Below are 22,585 nucleotides of genomic sequence, written 5' to 3'. Positions count from 1 at the left end.
CCAAGGCCGGCCCGGCCCGACAGGGCGACCCGGCCCGACCTTGGAGGCGGGCCGGGGCCCGTGATTCTCTGGGCCCATGAGCAGCAGCCCCGTCACCACCTGGTCCCTGGAACAGACCTCGCCGAGCGATCTGCTTCCCGCCGCCGCGCCCGAGGGCGACGACGTCCGCATCGTGCGCGCCGAGGTCCCCTCCCCCGAGTTCAGCCGCTTCCTGTACGCCTCCGTCGGCGGCGACATCCTCTGGCTGGACCGGCTCGCATGGCCGTACGACCGCTGGCAGGAGCACCTGGCCCGGCCGGGCGTGGAGACCTGGGTCGCCTACGACCGAGGCACACCGGCCGGCTACGTCGAGTTGGAGCCGCAGGACGACGGGGTCGTGGAGATCGTGTACTTCGGACTGATCCCGGCCTTCCGGGGGCGGCGCATCGGCGGGCACCTGCTGTCGTACGGGACGGCCCGGGCCTGGGACCTCGCCGAGCGGTGGCCGGGGCTGCCGCCGACCAAGCGGGTCTGGCTGCACACCTGCACCCGGGACGGGGAGCACGCCATGGGCAACTACCTGCGGCGGGGGTTCACCCTGTTCGACACGAAGGTGACGGAGGAGGCGGACGCGCCGACGCCGGGGCCCTGGCCCGGGGCGGCCGCCTCCACACCATGACCCACATCACATCGTCTCGACATGCGAGACATCCTTGTCCGGAATGTGGATGACGGTGGACTCGGTCTAAAGAGGCGTGACACGCTTCCGTCATGTCTGGAACTGGAATTGCCTTGGTGAGTCGGCGGCACGTCGATCTCGGCCGCATGTCCAGCGCCATCTGTCCGGTGAGCTGACACCCCTGCCGCGAGGGGTTGGACGACCCCCGGGCACCAGCGCCGCACCTTCCTCTGTTTTCAGCCCGCGCAAGGACGCGCAGGCGCCGCACACGCTGCCCGCGTGTGCCCGCTATGCGCGCGCAAGCGCAGGTCAGAGCCGATTCCACGCCTTTCCCGAAGGACATACACACCATGGCCGCCACCCCGCAGAACCCCGCCACGCCCCGCCGCAAGGTGAGCCGTCACCGTGGTGAGGGCCAGTGGGCCGCGGGGCACTTCACCCCGCTGAACGGCAACGAGCAGTTCAAGAAGGACGACGACGGTCTCAATGTGCGGACACGCATTGAGACGATCTACTCGAAGCGCGGCTTCGACTCGATCGACCCCAACGACCTGCGCGGCCGCATGCGCTGGTGGGGGCTGTACACCCAGCGCAAGCCCGGGATCGACGGCGGCAAGACCGCCATCCTGGAGCCGGAGGAGCTGGACGACAAGTACTTCATGCTGCGCGTTCGGATCGACGGCGGGCGGCTGACCACACGGCAGCTGCGGGTGATCGGCGAGATCTCGCAGGAGTTCGCGCGGGGCACGGCCGACATCACCGACCGGCAGAACGTCCAGTACCACTGGATCCGGGTCGAGGACGTCCCCGAGATCTGGGAGCGGCTGGAGGCCGTCGGCCTGTCCACCACCGAGGCCTGCGGTGACACCCCCCGTGTGATCATCGGCTCACCCGTCGCCGGGATCGCCGCGGACGAGATCATCGACGGCACGCCCGCGATGGACGAGATCCAGCGGCGCATCATCGGCAACCCGGACTTCTCGAACCTGCCCCGCAAGTTCAAGTCCGCGATCTCCGGCTCGCCGCTGCTCGACGTGGCGCACGAGATCAACGACATCGCCTTCGTCGGTGTCCGCCACCCCGAGCACGGCCCCGGCTTCGACCTCTGGGTCGGCGGCGGTCTGTCCACCAACCCCAAGATCGGGCAGCGGCTCGGCGCCTGGGTGCCGCTGGACGAGGTCGCGGACGTGTACGAGGGCGTCATCTCGATCTTCCGTGACTACGGCTACCGGCGGCTGCGCACCCGCGCCCGCCTGAAGTTCCTGCTCGCCGACTGGGGCACCGAGAAGTTCCGCCAGGTCCTGGAGGACGAGTACCTCAAGCGCAAGCTGGTCGACGGCCCCGCGCCCGACCAGCCGGTGGCGCGCTGGCGCGACCACGTGGGCGTGCACCCGCAGAACGACGGCCGCTACTACGTCGGGTTCGCCCCGCGCGTGGGCCGCGTCGACGGCACCACTCTGACGAAGATCGCCGATCTCGCCGAGGCGCACGGCTCCGGCCGGGTCGCGACCACCGTCGAGCAGAAGATGATCGTGCTCGACGTCACCGAGGAGCAGGTCGACTCGCTCGTCGCGGGCCTGGAGGCGCTGGACCTCACGGTCAACCCGTCGCCGTTCCGGCGCGGCACCATGGCCTGCACCGGCATCGAGTACTGCAAGCTCGCCATCGTCGAGACGAAGGCGCGCGGCTCCCTGCTGATCGACGAACTGGAGCGCCGGATCCCGGACTTCGACGAGCCGATCACCATCAACATCAACGGCTGCCCGAACGCCTGCGCCCGTATCCAGGTGGCGGACATCGGTCTCAAGGGGCAGCTCGTCCTCAACGACCAGGGCGAGCAGGTCGAGGGCTACCAGGTGCACCTGGGCGGCGCGCTCGGCCTGGAGGCCGGGTTCGGCCGCAAGGTACGCGGTCTGAAGGTCACCTCCGAGGAACTCCCCGACTACGTCGAGCGCGTGCTCAAGCGGTTCAAGGACGAGCGCGAGGACGGCGAGCGGTTCGCCTCCTGGGTCACCCGCGCCAGCGAGGAGGCCCTCTCATGAGCGAGCGAGCCGCCCCTTTCTACTGCCCCTACTGCGGTGACGAGGACCTGCGTCCGAACGAAGAAGGTCACGGCGCGTGGGAATGCGGGGCCTGCAATCGAGCCTTCCAGTTGAAGTTCCTCGGGCTGCTGGCCCGGGGGCTTCAGCGAGCCGACAGCGGAGGGGATCACATATGACTACCGTTCAGGCGGATTCCGATACATCCGCGTCCTCGAAGGACGCGGCCGACCCGGAAGCGGCGAAGCGCGCCGAGCTCAAGGCGCTCGCCGAACAGGCCGGCCGTGATCTGGAGGACGCCTCGGCACTGGAGATCCTCCAGTGGGCCGTGGACACCTTCGGCAAGCGCTTCTGCGTGACCTCCTCGATGGAGGACGCGGTCGTCGCGCACCTCGCCTCCCGGGCCAGGCCCGGCGTGGACGTGGTGTTCCTCGACACCGGCTACCACTTCCCGGAGACCATCGGCACCCGGGACGCCGTCGAGGCCGTGATGGACGTCAACGTCATCACGATCACCCCGCGTCAGACGGTCGCCGAGCAGGACGCCGAGTACGGGCCCCGACTGCACGACCGCGACCCCGACCTGTGCTGCTTCCTGCGCAAGGTCAAGCCGCTCGAAGAGGGCCTGACCCGCTTCGACGCATGGGCGACGGGCCTGCGCCGTGACGAGTCCGAGAGCCGGGCGAACACCCCGGTCGTCGGCTGGGACGACAAGCGCGGCAAGGTCAAGGTCTCGCCGATAGCACGCTGGACGCAGGACGACGTGGACGCCTATGTCGCCGAGCACGGCGTGCTCACCAACCCCCTGCTCATGGACGGCTACGCCTCCGTGGGCTGCGCCCCCTGCACCCGCCGGGTCGCCCCGGGCGAGGACGCGCGGGCCGGCCGCTGGGCCGGCAACGCCAAGACCGAGTGCGGGCTGCACCTGTGACCGCCGCAGTACCCGCCGACACCGCCGAGACAGCTGACACCGACGGGAGCACCGTCCCTGGGACGGACCGTGCTCCCGCGACGAATCAGGAGAACCACGTGACGACCGGAGCCACCGGAGCCACCGTCTGGCTCACGGGTCTGCCGAGTGCCGGCAAGACCACCATCGCCTACGAACTCGCGGGCCGCCTGCGCGAGGAGGGCCACCTCGTGGAGGTCCTGGACGGCGACGAGATCCGCGAGTTCCTCACCGCGGACCTGGGCTTCAGCCGCGCCGACCGGCACACCAACGTGCAGCGCGTCGGCTTCCTCGCCGACCTGCTCGCCCGTAACGGTGTCAAGGCGCTCGTGCCGGTCATCGCTCCCTACGCCGACAGCCGCGAGGCGGTCCGCAAGCGCCACGCGGCGAGCGGTGCCGCGTACGTCGAGGTGCATGTGGCGACGCCGGTCGAGGTGTGCTCCGTACGCGATGTGAAGGGTCTGTACGCCAAGCAGGCGGCCGGGGAGATCTCCGGGCTGACCGGGGTCGACGACCCGTACGAGGCTCCCGAGACCCCGGACCTGCGCATCGAGTCGCAGGACCAGACGGTCCAGGAGTCCGCGGCGCTGGTCCACAAGCTGCTCACCGAGAGGGGTCTGGCATGACGACGACCGTCGCCGCCGTCTCCGGGGAGACCGGCACCCCGTACACCCTGTCCCATCTGGACGCGCTGGAGTCCGAGGCGGTCCACATCTTCCGCGAGGTGGCGGGCGAGTTCGAGCGGCCGGTGATCCTGTTCTCCGGCGGCAAGGACTCCATCGTCATGCTGCACCTGGCACTGAAGGCCTTCGCCCCGGCCGCCATCCCCTTCACGCTGCTGCACGTGGACACCGGCCACAACTTCCCCGAGGTCCTGGAGTACCGCGACCGCACGGTCGCCGAACACGGACTGCGCCTGCACGTGGCCTCCGTGCAGGACTACATCGACCGCGGAGCACTGCGCGAACGCCCCGACGGCACCCGCAACCCGCTCCAGACCGTGCCGTTGACGGAGAAGATCCAGGCGGAGAAGTTCGACGCCGTCTTCGGCGGTGGGCGGCGGGACGAGGAGAAGGCGCGCGCCAAGGAGCGGGTGTTCTCCCTGCGCGACGAGTTCTCCCAGTGGGACCCGCGCCGCCAGCGCCCCGAGCTGTGGAACCTGTACAACGGCCGCCACGCGCCCGGCGAGCACGTCCGCGTCTTCCCGCTCTCCAACTGGACCGAGCTGGACGTCTGGCAGTACATCGCCCGCGAGGGCATCGAACTGCCGCAGATCTACTTCGCGCACGAGCGTGAGGTGTTCCAGCGGGCCGGGATGTGGCTGACCGCCGGCGAGTGGGGCGGCCCCAAGGACGGCGAGACCGTCGAGAAGCGCCTCGTCCGCTACCGGACCGTGGGTGACATGTCCTGCACGGGCGCCGTCGACTCCGACGCGACCACGCTGGACGCCGTGATCACCGAGATCGCCGCCTCCCGGCTCACCGAGCGGGGCGCGACCCGTGCCGACGACAAGATGTCCGAGGCCGCGATGGAAGACCGGAAGCGCGAGGGGTACTTCTAAGCATGAGCACGATCACCGCCGAGGAGCTCTCGGCCACCACTCTGCTGCGGTTCGCGACCGCCGGTTCCGTCGACGACGGCAAGTCCACCCTCGTGGGCCGGCTGCTGCACGACTCCAAGTCGGTCCTCACCGACCAGCTGGAGGCCGTGGAGCGCGTCTCGGCGAGCCGTGGCCAGGAGGCCCCCGACCTCGCGCTGCTCACCGACGGGCTGCGGGCCGAGCGGGAGCAGGGCATCACGATCGACGTGGCGTACCGCTACTTCGCGACCCCGCGCCGCCGGTTCATCCTCGCCGACACCCCCGGCCACGTGCAGTACACCCGCAACATGGTGACGGGTGCCTCCACGGCCGAGCTGACGGTGATCCTGGTCGACGCCCGCAACGGCGTCGTCGAGCAGACCCGCCGGCACGCCGCGATCGCCGCGCTGCTGCGCGTGCCGCACGTGGTGCTGGCCGTGAACAAGATGGACCTCGTCGCGTACGAGGAGCAGGTCTTCGCGCGGATCGCCGAGGAGTTCACGGCGTACGCGTCCGAGCTGGGCGTCCCGGAGATCACCTCCATCCCGATCTCGGCGCTCGCCGGTGACAACGTGGTGGAGCCGTCGGCCAACATGGACTGGTACGGCGGACCGACCTTCCTGGAGCACCTGGAGTCCGTCCCGGTCGCCCACGACCTGGCGCACTGCCACGCCCGCCTCCCCGTGCAGTACGTGATCCGTCCGCAGACCGCCGAGCACCCGGACTACCGGGGCTACGCGGGCCAGATCGCGGCCGGTACGTTCCGCGTCGGCGACTCGGTGACCGTGCTGCCCTCCGGCCGGACGACCAAGGTCACGGGCATCGACCTGCTCGGCAAGCCGGTCGACGCGGCGTACACCCCGCAGTCGGTGACCCTCCTGCTGGCGGACGACATCGACATCTCGCGCGGCGATCTGCTCGTGCCCAGCAAGGACGCGCCCCCGACCACGCAGGACATCGAGGCGACGGTCTGCCATGTGGCCGACCAGCCGCTCACGGTGGGCCACCGCGTGCTGCTCAAGCACGGCACCCGCACGGTCAAGGCGATCGTCAAGGACATCCCCTCCCGCCTCACGCTCGACGACCTGTCCCTGCACCCGCACCCGGGACAGCTCGTCGCGAACGACATCGGCCGGGTCAAGATCCGCACCGCCGAGGCGCTGCCGGTCGACTCCTACGCCGACTCCCGCCGTACCGGTTCCTTCATCCTGATCGACCCGTCCGACGGCACCACGCTGACCGCCGGCATGGTCGGCGAGTCGTTCGCCTCCCCCGAGCCCGTCAAGGACGAGTCCGACGACGACGGGTGGGACTTCTGACATGAACCCCCAGGACTTCTACGCGACGTTCGCGAAGGAGGGCGGCCGTGTGGGCAGCGGCGCCCTCGGGAGCGGGCAGGGCGGAGTGGCGCGATGTGTGCGATGACGTACGCGCACCGCTTGCGCGCCCTCACCCCCCACCGCCGTAGACGAAAACCCGACCTCCCGGCCACGACCTGAGAGACCGTGACCGCCGGGCCTCCGAGAGGAACACCTCCCGTGCCTGCACACCGCTCCGCCGCTTTCCGGCGCGCCTTCGCGGCCATCGCCACGCTTCCCCTTCTCGCTCTCGCCGCCTGCGGTTACGGTTCCGAGGCCAAGGACGACGACTCCGCCCAGGTCGCCGCCGGGGCCGAGAAGATCGACGGTCTCGACTCCGTGAGCATCGGCTACTTCGGCAACCTCACGCACGCCACCGCCCTGGTCGGTCACCAGAAGGGCTTCTTCCAGAAGGAGCTCGGCGGGACCGAGGCGAAGTACACGACCTTCAACGCCGGCCCCTCCGAGATCGAGGCCCTCAACGGCGGCTCCATCGACATCGGCTGGATCGGCCCCTCCCCGGCCATCAACGGCTACACCAAGGCGGACGGCAAGAACCTGCGCATCATCGGCGGTTCGGCGTCCGGTGGCGTGAAGCTCGTCGTCAACCCGGACAAGATCAAGTCCCTGAAGGACATCAAGGGCAAGAAGATCGCCACCCCGCAGCTCGGCAACACGCAGGACGTGGCGTTCCTCAACTGGATCGCGGACCAGGGCTGGAAGGTCGACGCGCAGAGCGGCAAGGGCGACGTCTCCGTCGTCCGCACGGACAACGCGATCGCTCCGGACGCCTACAAGTCCGGCGCCATCGACGGCGCCTGGGTGCCGGAGCCGACCGCGTCCAAGCTGGTCGCCGAGGGCGCGAAGGTGCTGCTGGACGAGGCGGACCTGTGGCCGGACAAGAAGTTCGTGATCACGAACATCATCGTGCGGCAGGCCTTCCTCAAGGAGCACCCGGACGTCGTCGAGGCCGTGCTGCGCGCCTCGGTGAAGACCACCGCGTGGATCGACGCCAACCCGGCCGAGGCCAAGGCCGCGGCGAACGCCCGTCTCAAGGACGAGACCGGCAAGGAACTGCCCGCGGACGTGCTCGACCCGGCGTGGGAGTCCATCCAGTTCACCGATGACCCGCTGGCGTCCACCCTCAACACCGAGGCGGAGCACGCGGTGAAGGCAGGTCTCCTGGAGAAGCCGAAGCTGGACGGCATCTACGACCTGACGCTGCTGAACAAGGTCCTCAAGGCCGCGGGTGAGCCCGCGGTCGACGACGCCGGTCTCGGCGTCAAGTAACCGCACAGTCCGATGAGTTCCCAGGAGGTGACGACCATGGCCACCGCACTCGCCAAGGCCGCCGACGGCGTCCAGGCTGTCGAGCAAGCCGCCCGTATCGAGCACGTGTCGAAGTCCTTCGCCGGTCCCGCCGGGCAGCAGCTCGTCCTGGACGACATCACCCTCGATGTCGCGCCGGGCGAGTTCGTCACCCTCCTGGGGGCCTCGGGCTGCGGCAAGTCGACGCTGCTCAATCTGGTCGCCGGGCTCGACAAGCCCAGCGCGGGCAGCATCTCGACCGACGGGCGTCCGGCCCTGATGTTCCAGGAGCACGCCCTGTTCCCGTGGCTGACCGCGGGCAAGAACATCGAACTCGCCCTGAGGCTCAGGGGAGTTCCGAAGAACGACCGGCGCGAGCGGACCGAGGAGCTGCTCGGTCTGGTCCGGCTCAAGGGCGCGTACGGCAAGCGGGTGCACGAGCTGTCCGGCGGTATGCGCCAGCGCGTCGCCCTGGCCCGAGCACTCGCCCAGGAGAGCAAGCTGCTGCTGATGGACGAGCCGTTCGCCGCGCTCGACGCCATCACCCGCGACGTGCTGCACGACGAGCTGACCCGCATCTGGAGCGAGACCCAGGTCTCGGTGCTGTTCGTGACGCACAACGTGCGCGAGGCGGTACGGCTCGCCGAGCGCGTCGTCCTGCTGTCCTCGCGCCCGGGCCGGGTGGCCCGCGAGTGGACGGTGGGCATTCCGCAGCCGCGCCGCATCGAGGACACCGCCGTGGCGGAGCTGTCCGTCGAGATCACCGAAGAACTGCGTAGGGAGATCCGCCGCCATGGGCAGCACTGAGACCAAGGGCGACGCCGGCCCCGGCCAGAACGTCAAGGACTCCGACGACCTCGCCGGCCTGGAGGCGGGCCTCGACGCGCTGGACTCGGTGCAGACCGGTCGGCCGCCGCTGCGCCAGGTCCTCGTGCAGAAGGTGCTGCCCCCTGTCATCGCGGTCGCGCTGACGCTCGTGGTGTGGCAGCTCCTCGTCTGGGCGGAGGTAGCCCCCACCTACAAGCTGCCCGCGCCGTCCACGGTGTGGGACGAGGTACAGAGCGCCTGGCTGCAGGGCACCCTCCTCGAATACATCTGGACCAGCGTCTCCCGCGGCCTGCTCGGCTTCCTGCTGGCCCTGCTGATCGGCACCCCGCTCGGGCTGCTGGTGGCCCGGGTCAGGATCATCCGTGCGGCACTCGGCCCGATCCTCTCCGGTCTGCAGTCGCTGCCGTCGGTGGCGTGGGTGCCGCCCGCGGTGGTCTGGCTGGGCCTGGAGCCGTCGGTGATGTACACGGTCATCCTGCTCGGCGCGGTGCCGTCCATCGCCAACGGCCTGGTGTCCGGCATCGACCAGGTGCCGCCGCTGTTCCTGCGGGCCGGCCGCACCCTGGGCGCGACCGGGCTGAAGGGCACCTGGCACATCGTGATGCCGGCCGCGCTGCCCGGCTATGTGGCCGGTCTGAAGCAGGGCTGGGCGTTCTCCTGGCGCTCGCTGATGGCAGCCGAGATCATCGCGAAGGCCCCGGACATGGGCATGGGCCTCGGCCAGCTGCTGGAGGCGGGCCGCACCAACAGCAGCATGTCCCAGGTCTTCCTCGCCATCTTCCTCATCCTGATCGTCGGCATCGCCATCGACCTGTTGATCTTCAGCCCGCTGGAGCGGTGGGTGCTCCGCAGCCGCGGCCTCCTCGTGAGCCGCTGACAGTCCCCGCAGGAAACACTGAAGGAAGAAAGCCGAAAGAGCCGAACCCCATGCGCAGTCCCGTCCTTCTCGTCATCGCCCACGGCAGCCGCGACCCGCGGCACGCCGCGACCGTGCACGCCCTCGTACGGCGTGTGCGGGCGATGCGTCCCGGGCTGCGCGTGGAGACCGGCTTTCTCGACTTCAACGTGCCGTCCGTGCACGGGGTGTTGGAGAACCTGGCGGCGGAGGGCGTACAGGACGTGGTGGCCCTGCCCCTGCTCCTGACCCGCGCCTTCCACGCCAAGGCGGACATCCCGGCGGTCCTGCGGGAGGCCCCGCCGAGCCTGCGCGTCCGCCAGGCGGAGGTCCTCGGCCCCTCCCCCCTGCTGCTGTCGGCCCTCGAACGCCGGCTGTACGAGGCGGGGCTGGACCCCGCCGACAAGTCCTCGACCGGGGTCGTCCTGGCCTCGGCGGGGTCCACTGACCCGGAGGCGATCGCGGTGATCGCAGAAATCGCGCGGGAGTGGCGGCACACCGGTTGGTGCGCCGTGCGACCCGCGTTCGCCTCCGCTGCGTTTCCCGCGGGGTTCTCCCGTACGGAGGACGCCGTACGGGAGCTGCGGGCGCTCGGCTGCGAACGGGTGGCCGTGGCGCCGTACGTCATCGCGCCCGGCCGGCTGCCGGACCGTATCGCCGCCGGCGCGGACGCGGCGGGCGCGGACGTCCTGGCCGAGGTGCTCGGCCCCTCCCTCGAAGTGGCCGCGCTGCTGCTGCGCCGCTACACCGCCGCGCTGCGTCAGTGGCAGCTCACCGCGGCCTGAACGACGACGACGACGTCGAGGCCCTCGTCGTCAGGCACCCTGTTTCGGGTCCCGGCCGCTCGACGCCAGCGCCCTGTCGAACACCGGGGCGTCGGCCGGTACCGGTACCGGGTCGGCGAAGCCGTCGTACTGGCGGTAGAGGGCGCCGTGGGTCTCCACGACGGTGAGGATGAACCCGGCAGCGGCGTCGGAGATCCGGAAGCGCTCGCCGGTGGCCGCCGCGACGTCCCAGCCGTGGACGGCCATCTCCTTGATGACCATGCCGGCGAGGTCGGTGGCCGGGAACGGGCCCATGCCGAGGTCGATGTCGCCGTCCCACACCGAGGGATCGGCCCACGCCGCGACCGCGCGGTCCAGTTGGGCGGCGTAGGCGTCGGCCCAGTCGGGGTCGGTGGTGAAGTCGCGCAGGGTCAGTGCCTCGGGGAGCGGCTTGCGCAGGGCACGGTGTTCGAGGCCGTGCGAGGTGTAGAGGACCCAGTGGTTGACCAGGGCGCGGACGTCCCAGTCTCCGCAGTGGGTGGACCGGGAGAGTTGTTCCGCCGTGACGCCCCGGGCGATCCGGGCCGCCTCGGCGGCGCATTCGGCCATGTACGGGTGGTGCGGGTGCCGGTCCGGGCGGGTGGTGTCGTGGTTCTTCATGCACCTCACGCTAGGGACGGGTCGCCCGGTCCTCTTGAACAAACGCGACAGCCTCGTCCGCCAGCCGCGTCAGCTCCGCCACCGGCAGCGAACCGGCCTCCCTGCGCTCGTGGGCGAACGTGTTCGCGAGCCGTCGCAGCAGGTCGTTGAGCGGGGTCGGTACGCCGTGCAGGCGGCCCAGCAGGGTGATCTCGCCGTTGAGGTGGTCGGCCTCGATGGTGCCGGTGCCCCGGGCGAGGGACTGCCAGGAGGAGCCGCCGCCGCGCGAAGCGCCGTCCAGCGGGACGAGGGTGATCTTGTCGCCCCGGGTCCGCCTCTGCTCCTCGGCGCTCGCGTACGCGATCCCGGCGGCGTCGAGGACCCGCTCGCCCTCCGCCCGCACCCGGGCGTACAGCGCGCCCGCCGCCTCGCCGGTGGCCGGGCCGCTCACCGCTTCGAGGGCGTTGCCCAGGTTGGCCAGCAGCTTGGCGTACTGCCAGCGCCGCACGTCCGGTACGACCGGGGCCTCGAACCGGGATTTCTCCAGATCGGCGGCGATGCGGTGGGCCGTCTCGTCGGTGCCGTGCGGGTAGCGGCCGAGGTGGAGCATGCCGGTGAGCGGGGTACCGGCCGCCGACACGACGCCGGGCTCGACGAAGGTGGCGGGCAGCCAGACGCACACGCCGTACACGCGGTGGAAGCGGCGCAGGGCGAGGCGCTGGCCCTCGACGCCGTTCTGGGCGCAGACCAGGGGGAGCCGCTCCGCGGCGGTGCCGCCGCCGGTCACCGGGGCGGGACCCCAGGCGGCGAGGGCCGGCTCGGTGTCCTGGGTCTTCACGGCGAGGAGGAGGACGTCGTCGGGACGGAGGTGGCCGAGGGCGGCGGGGTCGGTGACCGTGGGGAGGTGGTGGGTGTGGGCGCCGTCGGGGGTGACGAGGCGCAGGCCGTGGTCGCGCAGGGCGGTGTGGTGGGCGCCGCGGGCCACCAGGACGACCTCGTGGCCGGCTTGGGCGAGGCGGCCGCCGATGGCTCCGCCGACCGCGCCGGCGCCGATGACGATATAGCGCATGGGTACATTAAACGGCTCGCCCACGGAGTGGGATGTGACGACCGTGTGGCGACTGCGGGCACGGGGGATGTTTCCCGCCCACGTGGCGGGGCCGCACACGGATACGGCCCCGCGCCCCCGGAATTCGCCTTACGGGGCCGGAGTCGGTCGGCCGGGGTCAGCCGGTCCGTGTCAACCGGTCCGTGTCAACCGGTCCGTGTCAACCGGTCCGTGTCAGTTCCGCCAATTTCACGACCGTGTTCCAGTTGCGGGTCGTGGCGATCAGGCCCTTCAGGAGGCGGGGCTTCGACAGGGTCTCCGCGAGCTTGGAGCGGCCCAGGCCCTCCGGAGCGTACAAGTACAGGGCGCGGTCTCCGAGTCCGAACTCCTCCGGCAGGAAGGCCTGTCGGTCGATCCCCTCGAAGCGGGACGCGTCCACGGTCTCCGAGAAGTACGTCACGTGGAGCTGTTTGCCCTCCAACTCCGCTGCCGGGAAGGGACAGTCCTCTCGGACGGACTCCAGGTACGCGTGGTCGCGCACCAGGACGTCGACGGTGAAACCGAAGTGTTTCCCGATGGCGGTCGTGATGTCCGCGGCGAGGGAGTTCTCGTCTCCGTGGTCGCTGGTGAAGACCGCGTTACCGCTCTGGAGGTAGGTGGCCACGCCGTCGTGGCCGAGGCCGGTCAGCAGGGTCCGGAGGTCGGCCATCGGGACCTTCTTGCTGCCGCCCACGTTGATCCCGCGCAGGAGCGCCGCGTACGTCGTCATGGGCTCACGATATGCACGTCGGGGCAGGTTCGCCCTGAGAGACGAGCGCGTAAGGGTCCTAGGCCCGTCCGAGGCCCGTCCGAGGCCCGTCCGAGGCCCGTCTCAGGCCGGTTCCTACGGCTGGTTCCACGCGGACGTGGCCGGGAGGGTGACACCGCCCCGGCCACGTCCGCGTACCTCTGCCGGCTCAGGCCGCCTTGGCCACGTCCCCCCGGTCGAAGGAGTCGAGGGTGCGGGTGAAGTCGCGGGTCGACAGCAACAGCTTGTAGACGATGGCCAGTTCGAAGACGAGCAGCAGGGCGCCGGAGACGACGGTCGCCGCCATCACCGAGTCGACGATCGGGCCGATCATGAAGACGCCCATCTGGAACTCGATGCCGCTGATCAGATGGGGGCGGACCCGGTGGCGCAGCAGGAACGACCGCATGCGCAGATAGGCGGGGAAGCGGCGGCGGAACTCCTGGTGCAGGTCGACGACCTGGGTCTGCGGCGCGGCCTGGGTGACCTCGGCGGTGGCCGTGCGCAGGTCCTGCTCGATGTCGGCCTCGGGGTTCTCGCGCAGCAGGTCCTCCATGAAGGCGAGTTCCCGCTCGTTCTCGGCGCGGCGGGCCTCACGGAGCCGGGCCTTGATCTGCTTGCGCATGGTGTGGCGGACCTTGAAGGTCTCCAGGGAGTTGATGTAGCGGAGCGCGTCGCAGCCGATGACGGCGGCGGCGAGCCAGATGTAGAAGGTCTCGCCCGTGCGGTGGTACTGCCCGGCCATCAGGGCCACCGAACAGGCCGCCACCCGGACGCGGTCGAAGACGAAGTCGAGCCAGGCGCCGAACACGGAGCCCTGGCCGGTGAGCCGGGCGACCTTGCCGTCCATGCAGTCGAGGATGAAGCTCAGGTGGTAGACGACGGCTCCGGCGATCAGCCAGCGCCAGTCGCCCAGCGCGAAGAAGCCGGCCGAGACCAGGCCCAGCAGGAAGGCGCCCCAGGTCAGCTGGTTGGGCGTGATCCTCGTGTACTTCGCGGTGAGCCGCACCAGCGGCGTGGCGACCGGGTCGACGAGCAGCACGGTCCACCAGGCGTCCCGCTTCTTCTGCGTGACGCGGCGCACTTCCGCGAGGTCGGGTATGTCTCGGCGCATGGGTCAACTTCCTGGCGTTCGAAGTGAATTCACATCCAGCTTGGGATTCGTTCACCCGAGGTACAAGAAGCGCCGAACACAACCTTTCGGAGGGGGTAACGGTCCAACCCGGCAACAGAGTCAATGCGTTTCTCTCGCAGGCCGGGCGTTACCCGAGCGTTATGAAATGACCGGACCGTTACCTAAAACGTGCCGGGACTTCACGGAAAAAGTGGAACCTTCGGGCTTGCCCCGCTATCCGCCCCTTGGTCAGTGCCGCCTTGGTCAGTGCCGCCTTGGTCAGTGCCGCCTTGGTCAGTGCCGCCTTGGTCAGTGCCGCCTTGGTCAGTGCCGCCTTGGTCAGTGCCGCCTTGGTCAGTGCCGCCTTGGTCAGTGCCGCCTTGGTCAGTGCCGCCTTGGTCAGTGCCGCCTTGGTCAGTGCCGCCTCGATCCGCCGCTCAGCTCGGCCTCGACGAGATCGGCGGCCCGTCGGGTGCCGCCCTCGCCCATCATCCCCCGCCGCACCTCGTCGAGCCGGCGCGCCACCTCGGGGTCGTCGACGAGGGCGAGGACCGCCTCCCGCAGGGCCCCGGCCGTCGCCTCCTCCCTGGGCAGATGGCGGGCGACGCCGAGCGACTGGAGCATGTCGGCGTTGCCGAACTGGTCGACGGCCTGCGGTACGGCGACCATGGGCGTGGCGGTGGCGAGCCCTTCCTGACTGCCCCCGGCGCCCGCGTGGGTGATGAACGCGTCGGCCTGCCTGAGGATCGCGAGCTGCGGCACCCAGTCCCGCACCTCCACGTTGGCCGGGATCTCCCCCAGCTCGGCCGGGTCGACGTGCCTGCCGACCTGGAGCACCATGTGCCAGCCGGGCAGGTCGCCGAAGGCCTTCACGCACTCGCGGTAGAAGTCGGGCTGCTTGGTGAAGGACGAGCCGAGGGAGACGAGCAGCACCTTCTCCGCGCCTGCCGGTCGCGACCAGCCACCCTGTGCCGCGCGGTCGCCCTGGCAGGCGCCGACGAAGGTGTAGCGGCTCTCGTCGACCCGGTCGGCGTTCGGCTGGAGCGCCTTCGGGATGAGGACCAGGGAACGGGCGGGCCTTCCGACGAACGAGTCGGGGTGCTCGGCGATCCCGTTCTCCTCCAGCCAGGCCTGGAAGCGGGCGTAGTACGCCTTGCCGCGTTCCGTCTTCTTCGGCTCGGCCCACATGGGTTCGGCGACCTCTTCCTCGTAGCCGGTCCAGGCGACCAGGTTCGGGGACAGCGAGATCGCCTTCACGCCCCAGCGGTGGGCGAGGACGGGCGCCGGGTACGCGGTGATGTCGTGCAGCACGAGGTCGGGCTCGTCGCCCTCGTACGCCTCGACGAGTTGCGGCAGGGCCTGGATCGCGTCGTTCAGGAAGGGCTCCACATTGTCGAGGAGCGTGGCCCCCCATGCTTCGGGGTCGGCGTCCGGGCCGGGCAGCGTCGAGTGCCAGAGCTTCGGCTCGGCACCGGTCCGCGCCACCTTCTCCGCGAAGGCCGGCGGGATCGCGTACGTCACCCGGTGGCCTCGGGCCACCAGCTCCCGGATCACTTCGAGGCTCGGGTTCACGTGGCCGTGGGCGGCGATGGAGAACATGGCGATGTGGGAGGTCATGGATCGACCGTATGCGAGACGATACGTCTCGTGCAATCTCTTTTCCGGCTCCCGGACCGTGCCGGCCCTGTGGACCCCTCGACGGTGACCTGAGCGGCCGGCCGCTCAGCGCTGATAGCGGGCCAGCACCAGGTTGCCGTCGTCCTCCAGCCGTTCGCGCAGCTCGTCGAGGTCGATCGCGCCGCTGTAGTACTCCTGGTAGGCGGGGGTGGCGACCTTGTCCTTCCACTCCGGGTAACCGCGCACGGACTGGGCGGGGGCGGAACGCAGATGGGCGGCGAGAGCGGTGCCGGTGGCCCAGTCGTGCTCGGTCGTGTGCAGGGCGGGGTCCTTGAGGGCCTCGGTACCGGTCGGGAGCATCCAGTCGCCGAGGGCCAGACGGACCATGTTCTCGGGGCGGAGGAGGAAGTCGATGAACGCGGCGGCCTCCTCCTTGTGCGGGCTGTCCTCGGCGACGGACAGGGTCTGCGGACTGACGCCCTGGGTGAGGCCGTCGGCGCCGGCCGGGGCGGGCAGCACCTGCCAGTCGAAGCCCTCGGGGGCCTGCTGGACGATCTGCTGACGGTACGAGAAGCCGAGCGGGACCATCGCGTACGTGCCGCCGAAGAAGCCGGGCAGCGTGTCGGAGCCGCCCATGCCGAGCGTGGTGCTCGACGCGCTCCCGTCGCTGTTCACCTCGTCGTGCACGGTCTTCGGGACCACCGCGTCGGCCGCCTCGAAGCGGACCTGGACCTTGCCGTCCGCGTCCCGGTGGAACAGCTGCCCGCCCGCCGACAGGGAGAGGTTCAGCGTGGCCGACACCGGTTCCTTCAGCGGCCAGGCGACGCCGTACCTGCCGTCGCCGCTCAGCTCCTCGGCGACTTCGCGGAACTCCGCCCAGGTCCACGGGTTCTCGGGCGTCGGAACCCGTACGCCCGACTCGCGGAGCCAGGTGGCGTTGGCGATCAGGACCCTCGGTTCCTGGAGGAACGGCACCCCGTAGATCCCGTCCCCGAAGGTCGTCGTCTCCCAACTGCGCTCCGGGATGTCCGACCTGAGCCGCTCCGGCAGCAGCTCGCGCAGATCGGCGAGGTAGCCGCCGTACGCGAAGTCCGCGAGGTCGTCGGAGGCGTCGTGGATGATGTCCGGCGCCTCACCGCCCTCGAAGGAGGTGAGCAGCTGGTCGTGGACGCTGTCCCAGGACCCCTGGACGTACTCGACCTTGACGTCCGGGTGGGTCGCGTTCCACTCCTTCACCAGCTCCTTGTTGGCCGCGACGGACTCCTCCTGCCAGGCCAGGGACTGGAAGCGGAGGGTGACGCGGCCGTCGTCGGAGGCGGTGTCGTCGCCGGTGCAGCCGCCGGCCAGGAGGCACAGCAGCAGGGTGGTGATCAGCCGTCGTGCGCGCATCAGCTCTTCACCGCCCCGGCGAGCATGCCGCCCGTGATCCGTTTCTGGATGACCGCGAAGACGACCAGCGAGGGGAGCGTGGCGAGGAAGGCCGCAGCGGCCAGGGGGCCGAGGTCGGCCACGCCCTCCGCGCCGATGAAGTGGGTGAGCACCACCGGCAGGGTCTGTTTCTCCGGGGTCTTGAGCAGCACCAGCGCGAAGAAGAACTCGTTCCAGGCGGTGATGAACGCGAACAGCGCCGTCGCCACGATGCCCGGCGCCAGCAGCGGCGCCGTCACCGACACCAGCGTGCGCAGCTTCCCGGCCCCGTCGACCGCCGCCGCCTCCTCCAGCTCGGCGGGCACGGCGCGGACGTAACCGACGAGCATCCACAGGGCGAACGGCAGCGCCCACACCACGTACACCATGATCAGTCCGGGCATGGAGTTGATCAGCCGGAGGTTCTTCAGCACCAGGAACAGCGGGATGATCACCAGCACGAACGGGAACGCCTGGCTGACCACCACCCACCCGGTCGCCATCCGCGACAGCGTCGTGCGGTGCCGGGCCATGACGTACGCCATCGGGGTCGCGATCAGTACGGCGACGACGGCCGCGCCGAGCGCCGCGACCAGCGAGTTGAGCGCGGCCTGCAGCAGGGGCTGTTCGTCGAAGGCCTGCCGGAAGTTGTCGAGGGTCGGGTCCTTCGGGATCCAGGTCGGGTGGAGACTGCCCAGCTCGCGGGCCGGTTTGAAGGCGGTGGAGACCAGCCAGAGGAAGGGGAACGCGAGGAAGACGAGATACGCGAGGAGGGCCGCGTACTGACCGGTTCGTGCAGCCCTGCCGGTCCTCACGCGTCACCACCCCGCCTCAGCCGGCCGACCAGATGGAACGCGAGGACGATCGAGATCACCGCGACCATCACACATCCCATCGCCGCCGCGTACCCGAACTGCCCGTAGCGGAAGGCCTCCTCGTACGCGAAGAGCATCGGCAGGCGGGTCCGGCCGCCCGGGCCGCCGTTGGTCAGGACGTACACCAGGGCGAAGGAGTTGAAGTTCCAGATGAAGTTGAGGGCGGTGATCGCGAGGGCGACGGGACGGATGGCGGGCCAGGTGACCGTGCGGAAGCGGCGCCAGGCGCCCGCGCCGTCCATCGCGGCGGCCTCGTGCAGTTCGCGCGGGGTGTTCTGCAGGCCGGCCAGGAGGGCGACGGTGGTCTGGGGCATGCCCGCCCAGACACCGACCACCATGACGGCGGGCAGGGCGGTGGCCAGTCCGCTCAGCCAGTCGCGGCCGTCGCCGAGGCCCAGGTCGCGGATGGTCTCGTTGAGGATGCCCGCGTCGGGGTTGTAGACGAGCCGCCACATGATGCCGACGACCACCTCGGGCATGGCCCAGGGGATGATCGCGAGCGCCCGCGCCAGCCAGCGCAGCCGTAGGGGCTGGTTGAGAAGCAAAGCCAGGCCGAGGCCGAGCAGGAACTGCGGCACGGTCACGCCGACCGCCCACAGCAGGCCGATGCGGAAGGAGTCCCAGAACAGGGTGTCGTGCAGCAGGTCCTGGAAGTTGAGCGTGCCGATCCAGCGGGTGGGTTCGGTCCGGCCGGACTGGGCGTCGGTGAACGCCAGCGCGATCCCGTACAACAGCGGTCCGACGCTCAGCACCAGGATGGGGATCAGCGCGGGCAGCACCAGGAACCAGGCGCCGTGGTCGAGGAGGCGCCGCTCCCCGTCCCCGGCCGAGGTGCGCCGCTTCACCGGTCGCGGGCGCTTCGGCGTCGCGGTCGCCAAGGTCATGTCCGTCATCGTGCTGAGGGCATGACAGGGCGTCAAGGCACCGCGCACAGGGCCCGACCTGTGCGAATGCGAGACTGACCCCTGGATGGCGTGAACCTGACGCCCCGGGGCGAGCGTCGGACGGACGGACACGGAGGCGAAGGATGGACGAGGCACGGGCGCGGGACGTACTGGCCGCGGCCGGTGTGCTGCCCGGCGCGGCCGGGGAGGCGCGGCTGCTCGCGCTGGGCGAGAACGCGGTGTTCGCCGCCGGTGACCTGGTGGTCAAGGTGGGCCGCGACGCCGAACTCCTGGACCGGGCCCGCCGCGAACTGAGCGTCGCCGACTGGCTCGCCGACGCGGACGTCCCGGCGGTGCGGGCCGCCGAGCCGGAGGCCCTGCTCGTCGAGGGGCACCCGGTGACGGTGTGGCACCGGCTGCCCGACTCCGTACGCCCCGCCGGGCCGCGCGATTTGGCCGAACTCCTTCGGCTGGTCCACGCCCTCCCCGCCCCGCCCTTCGCACTGCCCCGCCGTGAACTGCTGGGCGGTGTGGAGCGCTGGCTGCGCCTCGCCGGGGACGCGATCGACCCGGCGGACGCGGCCTACCTCCGCGAACGCCGCGACGGCTTCGCGTCGGCGGCGGCCGCCCTCACCCCCCACCTTCCCCCGGGCCCGATCCACGGCGACGCCCTCCCCCGCAACGTCCACCTCGGCCCCGACGGCCCTGTCCTGGTCGACCTGGAGACCTTCTCCGGCGACCTCCGCGAACACGACCTCGTCGTCATGGCCCTCTCCCACGACCGCTACGGGCTTCCGGCCGGGGAGTACGACACCTTCACCGCGGCGTACGGCTGGGACGTCCGCGCGTGGGACGGCTGTTCCGTACTGCGAGGCGCCCGCGAGACGGCCAGCTGCGCCTGGGTCGCCCAGCACGCGCCGACCAACCCCAAGGCACTGACCGAGTTCGAACGCCGCGTCGCCTCGCTGCGGGACGGGGACGAGACGGTCCGGTGGTATCCGTTCTGAGAGACGCCCAGCCCGGACAGCCCGCAGGAGGCCCGCTCTAGGCGGCCCGGAGTATGAGGGCCACTTCGTCGATCTCGGCGTCGCGGGACAGGGCGAAGCCCCGATCGTGGCCGGTGACGACGAAGCCGCACTTCCGCAGGACGCGGATCGAACCGGTGTTGTCGGCGGCCGCGTGGGCGTACAGGGGGCGGGCGGGGTGGAGGTCGATCAGGGCGGTGAGGGCGGCGGTGGCGATGCCTCGGCCCCAGTGGGCGCGGTCGATCCAGTAGGTGACCTCGCGTTCGTCCGGCGGGCCGAAGACCGCCGCGTTGCCGACGACCTCGCCGTCGGCGACCACCGTGCGCGGCAGGATGTCGGGATTCGCGCGGATCTTCGCCCAGTGCTGGTCGAAGAGCTCCCGGTCGTTGTGGTAGTCCCGGGTGAAAGCGGCGACCTGCTGTGCCTCGGTGTCGGACCCGTGCCGCCAGAAGAACGGCAGGTCGCTGTCCCGCACTTCGCGGAGGGAGATCGGCGTGGTCGTCATACCGTCTCCTCCGCCGGCTCGCGCAGCGGCCAGATCGCGTCCACGACCGCCTCCGGGTTGCCCTTGCGGCGGAGGAAGGCCTGGAAGTCGGCGGCCCACTCGGCGTACCAGTCGATCTGGCGGCGGTGCAGCTCGGCCGGGCCGAGGGCGGCGACCTTCGGATGGCGCTGGGCTATCGCGCGGGCGAGCCGGGCGGCGGCCAGGGCGTCGGCGGAGGCATCGTGCGCGGCGTCGAGCGGGACGCCGTACTCCCCGCAGACCGCTTCGAGGTTGCGCTTGCCGCGGCGGTAGCGGTCGACGGAGCGGTCGATCGTGTACGGGTCGATGACCGGGGCCGGGTCGCGGCCGCCGAGTCGTTCGCGCAGGGACGGCAGGGCGTGCCGGCGCAGCTCGGCGGAGAGCAGGGTCAGGTCGAAGGCCGCGTTGTACGCCACGACCGGGACGCCCGTCTTCCAGTAGGAGACGAGGACGTCGGCGATGGCGTCGGCGACCTGGTCGGCAGGTCTGCCCTCGGCCACGGCACGGGCGTTGGTGATGCCGTGCACCGCCACCGCCTCCTCCGGGATCTCCATGCCCGGGTCGGCGAGCCATTCCCGGTGTCCGACCGGCTCCCCGTCCTTGACCTCGATGACCGCGCCCGTGACGATACGCGCCTCGCGCGGGTCCGTCCCGGTGGTCTCCAGGTCGAAGCCGATCAGCAGCTGCCGGTGCCAACCCATGCTGGCCCCCCTTCTTGGTGGTGCTTTCCCCCAGTGACCACCACCATCGCATGGGCCACTGACAATCCGAGGACCGCATTCCGCCGGGCGCCCCGCCACCCGGCGACAGCCCTGGTCGCGACCCGGGCCACGGCCGGAGCCACAGCCGGAGCCACAGTCCCGTTCACGGCCCGGTTCACGGCCCCGTCCCCGGCCCGGTTCATGACACCGGTCGTGAGTCCGCCCACGCCACTTCGAACTCCTCGCGGTAGGTGTCGAAAAGCCCGGCTTCGCCGTTCTCGTGCGCCTTGAGGACCCGGTTGCCGCCGCGCAGGACGAGGACCGGCGCCTCCATCCCCCGGGTGCGGCGCAGATAGGTCTGGATGACGGCGACACCGTCCGTGCCGTCGCCGTCGACGAGGTAGGCGGTGAACCGGGGCGTCTCGTCGAACACCTGGATCTCGAAGGCTCCGGGGTCGCGCAGCTTGGAACGGACCCGGCGCATATGGAGGATGTTCATCTCCACGGCACGGCTCAACTCACCGCGTTTTATGCCGAGTTCGCGCTCGCGTCGCTTCACCGCGCTGGACGCGGGATTCAGGAAGAGCAGCCGCACCCGGCAGCCCGACTCGGCGAGCCGCACCAGCCGCCGCCCGGAGAAGTTCTGCACGAGGAGGTTCAGGCCTATGCCGATGGCGTCGAGGCGGCGGGCGCCGCCGAAGAGGTCCTCGGCGGGGAACTGCCGCAGCAGCCGCACCCGGTCGGAGTGGACGCCGACGACGTCCGCGTACCGTTCGCCGACGAGGTCCTCGACGGCGTCGACGGGCAGCCGGCGCGCGGAGGGCACGTCGCTGCCCGCGCCCAGGATCTCCAGCAGTTTCGCCGAGGCGCGCTCGGCCTGGGCGAGGACGGCCTCGGACAGGGCACGGTTGCGGGAGACGACGTTCCGGGTGACCTCCAGCTCGTCCAGGGCCAGTTCCACGTCGCGCCGCTCGTCGACGTACGGCTCGAAGCAGGGCCAGTGCTGCACCATCAGCTCCCGCAGCTGCGGGAGGGTGAGGAAGCTCAGCACGTTGTCGTCGGCGGGGTCGAGCAGATAGCCCTTGCGGCGGCTGACCTCGCGTACCGCGACGGCCCGCTGCACCCACTCCTGTCCGGCGGGTCCGGCGGCGGCGACCACCCAGTCGTCGCCGTGGACGGGCTCGTAGATGGGCCGCAGCACGGCGGCCACCACGGCGCGCAGCCGCTGCTCGACGAGGTTCAGCCAGATGTAGGCGCGGCCGGCCCGCTGGGCGCGCGTACGCACTTCGAGCCAGGCGTCGGCGTTCCAGTCCAGTTCGGGGCCGATGGAACCCCTGTCCATCGGCCGCGCCAGGGACACCGCGCCGGGTGGGACATCTGTGGAGTTCCCCTCGTGACCCTCGTCACCAGGAGGCAACTCCAGCCCTCCCGAGCCCACCCGCGCACCGCCTTCCGCTCCCCCGAGCTCGCCCCTACTCAACGATCAAGGAAGGGTACTCCGGTAGCGGGTGCCGATACAGCCGGATGGACAGGTCGTTTCTCAACTACCCCACGTGACTTGCCCGTTCCGGCCCGCTACCACCTCGG

At 70.7% G+C, this 22,585-nt stretch carries 24 protein-coding genes; 13 read left to right on the top strand and 11 right to left on the bottom strand.

From position 1 onward, the window contains the following. Positions 1 to 76: 76 nt before the first annotated feature. The 12 genes from OG202_RS37815 (at position 77) to OG202_RS37760 (ending at position 10,399) form a co-directional block, all read left to right on the top strand. A complete protein-coding gene (locus OG202_RS37815; RefSeq protein WP_328224243.1) occupies positions 77 to 658 on the top strand; it encodes a GNAT family N-acetyltransferase in 582 nt (193 codons plus the stop codon). 92 nt (positions 659 to 750) lie between these two features. Then, entirely contained in the window at positions 751 to 834 is an 84-nt protein-coding gene (locus tag OG202_RS37810) for a putative leader peptide (protein WP_309474722.1), read from the top strand. Positions 835 to 1,008: 174 nt separating this feature from the next. Then, a complete protein-coding gene (locus OG202_RS37805; RefSeq protein ID WP_326575581.1) occupies positions 1,009 to 2,700 on the top strand; it encodes a nitrite/sulfite reductase in 1,692 nt (563 codons plus the stop codon). Further along, the gene (locus OG202_RS37800; RefSeq protein ID WP_055540327.1) at positions 2,697 to 2,876 is read left to right on the top strand and encodes a hypothetical protein; all 180 of its coding nucleotides are present in this window, start codon (positions 2,697 to 2,699) and stop codon (positions 2,874 to 2,876) included. Before OG202_RS37805 ends, OG202_RS37800 begins: the two co-directional genes overlap by 4 nt. Continuing rightward, a complete protein-coding gene (locus OG202_RS37795) occupies positions 2,873 to 3,628 on the top strand; it encodes a phosphoadenylyl-sulfate reductase (RefSeq protein ID WP_326575586.1) in 756 nt (251 codons plus the stop codon). Before OG202_RS37800 ends, OG202_RS37795 begins: the two co-directional genes overlap by 4 nt. 98 nt (positions 3,629 to 3,726) lie before the next feature. Next, a complete protein-coding gene (cysC, locus tag OG202_RS37790) occupies positions 3,727 to 4,272 on the top strand; it encodes an adenylyl-sulfate kinase (protein WP_326575588.1) in 546 nt (181 codons plus the stop codon). Next, the gene (gene cysD, locus OG202_RS37785) at positions 4,269 to 5,207 is read left to right on the top strand and encodes a sulfate adenylyltransferase subunit CysD (protein ID WP_327727316.1); all 939 of its coding nucleotides are present in this window, start codon (positions 4,269 to 4,271) and stop codon (positions 5,205 to 5,207) included. The genes cysC and cysD overlap by 4 nt, the downstream gene beginning before the upstream one ends. Positions 5,208 to 5,209: 2 nt before the next feature. Next, positions 5,210 to 6,544 carry a sulfate adenylyltransferase subunit 1 gene (locus tag OG202_RS37780; protein WP_327727317.1) on the top strand — a complete coding sequence of 445 codons (1,335 nt, stop codon included), beginning with the start codon at positions 5,210 to 5,212 and terminating at the stop codon, positions 6,542 to 6,544. Between the two features lie 219 nt (positions 6,545 to 6,763). Next, positions 6,764 to 7,873: an ABC transporter substrate-binding protein gene (locus tag OG202_RS37775; RefSeq protein WP_327727318.1), complete on the top strand. Its 1,110-nt coding sequence runs from the start codon at positions 6,764 to 6,766 to the stop codon at positions 7,871 to 7,873. A 36-nt stretch (positions 7,874 to 7,909) separates the two neighbouring features. Next, positions 7,910 to 8,698, top strand: a complete 789-nt coding sequence (locus tag OG202_RS37770) for an ABC transporter ATP-binding protein (protein ID WP_327727319.1) — start codon at positions 7,910 to 7,912, stop codon at positions 8,696 to 8,698. Then, positions 8,685 to 9,596, top strand: coding sequence for an ABC transporter permease (locus OG202_RS37765; RefSeq protein WP_327727320.1), 912 nt, complete (start codon positions 8,685 to 8,687; stop codon positions 9,594 to 9,596). Before OG202_RS37770 ends, OG202_RS37765 begins: the two co-directional genes overlap by 14 nt. Before the next feature lie 50 nt (positions 9,597 to 9,646). Further along, complete coding sequence (locus tag OG202_RS37760; RefSeq protein ID WP_327727321.1) at positions 9,647 to 10,399, top strand: sirohydrochlorin chelatase; 753 nt, start codon at positions 9,647 to 9,649, stop codon at positions 10,397 to 10,399. Positions 10,400 to 10,429: 30 nt separating this feature from the next. Here the strand turns inward: OG202_RS37760 and OG202_RS37755 are convergent, their stop codons facing one another. The 8 genes from OG202_RS37755 to OG202_RS37720 form a co-directional block, all read right to left on the bottom strand. Further along, positions 10,430 to 11,038 (bottom strand): TIGR03086 family metal-binding protein, encoded by a 609-nt coding sequence (locus OG202_RS37755; RefSeq protein WP_327727322.1) that lies wholly within the window; start codon positions 11,036 to 11,038, stop codon positions 10,430 to 10,432. 10 nt (positions 11,039 to 11,048) lie between these two features. After that, positions 11,049 to 12,086: a ketopantoate reductase family protein gene (locus OG202_RS37750; protein ID WP_327727323.1), complete on the bottom strand. Its 1,038-nt coding sequence runs from the start codon at positions 12,084 to 12,086 to the stop codon at positions 11,049 to 11,051. A gap of 199 nt (positions 12,087 to 12,285) precedes the next feature. Then, positions 12,286 to 12,834 (bottom strand): DUF1697 domain-containing protein, encoded by a 549-nt coding sequence (locus OG202_RS37745; RefSeq protein ID WP_327727324.1) that lies wholly within the window; start codon positions 12,832 to 12,834, stop codon positions 12,286 to 12,288. 187 nt (positions 12,835 to 13,021) lie between these two features. Then, the gene (locus OG202_RS37740; protein ID WP_327727325.1) at positions 13,022 to 13,966 is read right to left on the bottom strand and encodes a CDP-alcohol phosphatidyltransferase family protein; all 945 of its coding nucleotides are present in this window, start codon (positions 13,964 to 13,966) and stop codon (positions 13,022 to 13,024) included. A 414-nt stretch (positions 13,967 to 14,380) separates the two neighbouring features. Continuing rightward, on the bottom strand, positions 14,381 to 15,583 hold the full coding sequence (gene mgt, locus OG202_RS37735; RefSeq protein WP_327727326.1) for a macrolide-inactivating glycosyltransferase: 1,203 nt from the start codon (positions 15,581 to 15,583) through the stop codon (positions 14,381 to 14,383). Between the two features lie 105 nt (positions 15,584 to 15,688). After that, entirely contained in the window at positions 15,689 to 16,972 is a 1,284-nt protein-coding gene (locus OG202_RS37730) for an ABC transporter substrate-binding protein (protein WP_327727327.1), read from the bottom strand. Next, positions 16,972 to 17,805, bottom strand: a complete 834-nt coding sequence (locus tag OG202_RS37725; RefSeq protein ID WP_326575613.1) for a carbohydrate ABC transporter permease — start codon at positions 17,803 to 17,805, stop codon at positions 16,972 to 16,974. Before OG202_RS37725 ends, OG202_RS37730 begins: the two co-directional genes overlap by 1 nt. Continuing rightward, positions 17,802 to 18,749 carry a carbohydrate ABC transporter permease gene (locus OG202_RS37720; protein ID WP_328224242.1) on the bottom strand — a complete coding sequence of 316 codons (948 nt, stop codon included), beginning with the start codon at positions 18,747 to 18,749 and terminating at the stop codon, positions 17,802 to 17,804. Before OG202_RS37720 ends, OG202_RS37725 begins: the two co-directional genes overlap by 4 nt. A 143-nt stretch (positions 18,750 to 18,892) precedes the next feature. Between OG202_RS37720 and OG202_RS37715 the strand changes: the two genes are divergently transcribed. Further along, entirely contained in the window at positions 18,893 to 19,756 is an 864-nt protein-coding gene (locus OG202_RS37715; RefSeq protein WP_327727329.1) for a phosphotransferase enzyme family protein, read from the top strand. Between the two features lie 37 nt (positions 19,757 to 19,793). Here the strand turns inward: OG202_RS37715 and OG202_RS37710 are convergent, their stop codons facing one another. From OG202_RS37710 to OG202_RS37700, 3 genes are all read right to left on the bottom strand, one after another. Next, positions 19,794 to 20,279, bottom strand: coding sequence for a GNAT family N-acetyltransferase (locus tag OG202_RS37710; protein WP_326575619.1), 486 nt, complete (start codon positions 20,277 to 20,279; stop codon positions 19,794 to 19,796). Beyond that, a complete protein-coding gene (locus OG202_RS37705; protein ID WP_326575621.1) occupies positions 20,276 to 20,998 on the bottom strand; it encodes a 3'-5' exonuclease in 723 nt (240 codons plus the stop codon). Before OG202_RS37705 ends, OG202_RS37710 begins: the two co-directional genes overlap by 4 nt. 199 nt (positions 20,999 to 21,197) lie before the next feature. After that, positions 21,198 to 22,436, bottom strand: coding sequence for an SAV2148 family HEPN domain-containing protein (locus OG202_RS37700; protein WP_326585573.1), 1,239 nt, complete (start codon positions 22,434 to 22,436; stop codon positions 21,198 to 21,200). Positions 22,437 to 22,585: the final 149 nt, after the last annotated feature.

It is taken from the genome of Streptomyces sp. NBC_00310, assembly GCF_036208085.1.
In the GTDB taxonomy this organism is placed as follows: Bacteria; Actinomycetota; Actinomycetes; order Streptomycetales; family Streptomycetaceae; genus Streptomyces.
Note: the sequence above shows the minus strand (reverse complement) of the source record. Positions and strands in the feature narration are given on the sequence as shown.

Excerpts from the sequence above, each read along its gene's own strand:
- OG202_RS37815 (WP_328224243.1), top strand. The coding sequence starts at position 77 with ATGAGCAGCAGCCCCGTCACCACCTGGTCCCTGGAACAGACCTCGCCG.
- OG202_RS37810 (WP_309474722.1), top strand. The coding sequence starts at position 751 with ATGTCTGGAACTGGAATTGCCTTGGTGAGTCGGCGGCACGTCGATCTC.
- OG202_RS37805 (WP_326575581.1), top strand. The coding sequence starts at position 1,009 with ATGGCCGCCACCCCGCAGAACCCCGCCACGCCCCGCCGCAAGGTGAGC.
- OG202_RS37800 (WP_055540327.1), top strand. The coding sequence starts at position 2,697 with ATGAGCGAGCGAGCCGCCCCTTTCTACTGCCCCTACTGCGGTGACGAG.
- OG202_RS37795 (WP_326575586.1), top strand. The coding sequence starts at position 2,873 with ATGACTACCGTTCAGGCGGATTCCGATACATCCGCGTCCTCGAAGGAC.
- cysD (WP_327727316.1), top strand. The coding sequence starts at position 4,269 with ATGACGACGACCGTCGCCGCCGTCTCCGGGGAGACCGGCACCCCGTAC.
- OG202_RS37780 (WP_327727317.1), top strand. The coding sequence starts at position 5,210 with ATGAGCACGATCACCGCCGAGGAGCTCTCGGCCACCACTCTGCTGCGG.
- OG202_RS37770 (WP_327727319.1), top strand. The coding sequence starts at position 7,910 with ATGGCCACCGCACTCGCCAAGGCCGCCGACGGCGTCCAGGCTGTCGAG.
- OG202_RS37765 (WP_327727320.1), top strand. The coding sequence starts at position 8,685 with ATGGGCAGCACTGAGACCAAGGGCGACGCCGGCCCCGGCCAGAACGTC.
- OG202_RS37760 (WP_327727321.1), top strand. The coding sequence starts at position 9,647 with ATGCGCAGTCCCGTCCTTCTCGTCATCGCCCACGGCAGCCGCGACCCG.
- OG202_RS37755 (WP_327727322.1), bottom strand. The coding sequence starts at position 11,038 with ATGAAGAACCACGACACCACCCGCCCGGACCGGCACCCGCACCACCCG.
- OG202_RS37750 (WP_327727323.1), bottom strand. The coding sequence starts at position 12,086 with ATGCGCTATATCGTCATCGGCGCCGGCGCGGTCGGCGGAGCCATCGGC.
- OG202_RS37745 (WP_327727324.1), bottom strand. The coding sequence starts at position 12,834 with ATGACGACGTACGCGGCGCTCCTGCGCGGGATCAACGTGGGCGGCAGC.
- OG202_RS37740 (WP_327727325.1), bottom strand. The coding sequence starts at position 13,966 with ATGCGCCGAGACATACCCGACCTCGCGGAAGTGCGCCGCGTCACGCAG.
- mgt (WP_327727326.1), bottom strand. The coding sequence starts at position 15,583 with ATGACCTCCCACATCGCCATGTTCTCCATCGCCGCCCACGGCCACGTG.
- OG202_RS37730 (WP_327727327.1), bottom strand. The coding sequence starts at position 16,972 with ATGCGCGCACGACGGCTGATCACCACCCTGCTGCTGTGCCTCCTGGCC.
- OG202_RS37720 (WP_328224242.1), bottom strand. The coding sequence starts at position 18,749 with ATGACCTTGGCGACCGCGACGCCGAAGCGCCCGCGACCGGTGAAGCGG.
- OG202_RS37715 (WP_327727329.1), top strand. The coding sequence starts at position 18,893 with ATGGACGAGGCACGGGCGCGGGACGTACTGGCCGCGGCCGGTGTGCTG.
- OG202_RS37710 (WP_326575619.1), bottom strand. The coding sequence starts at position 20,279 with ATGACGACCACGCCGATCTCCCTCCGCGAAGTGCGGGACAGCGACCTG.
- OG202_RS37705 (WP_326575621.1), bottom strand. The coding sequence starts at position 20,998 with ATGGGTTGGCACCGGCAGCTGCTGATCGGCTTCGACCTGGAGACCACC.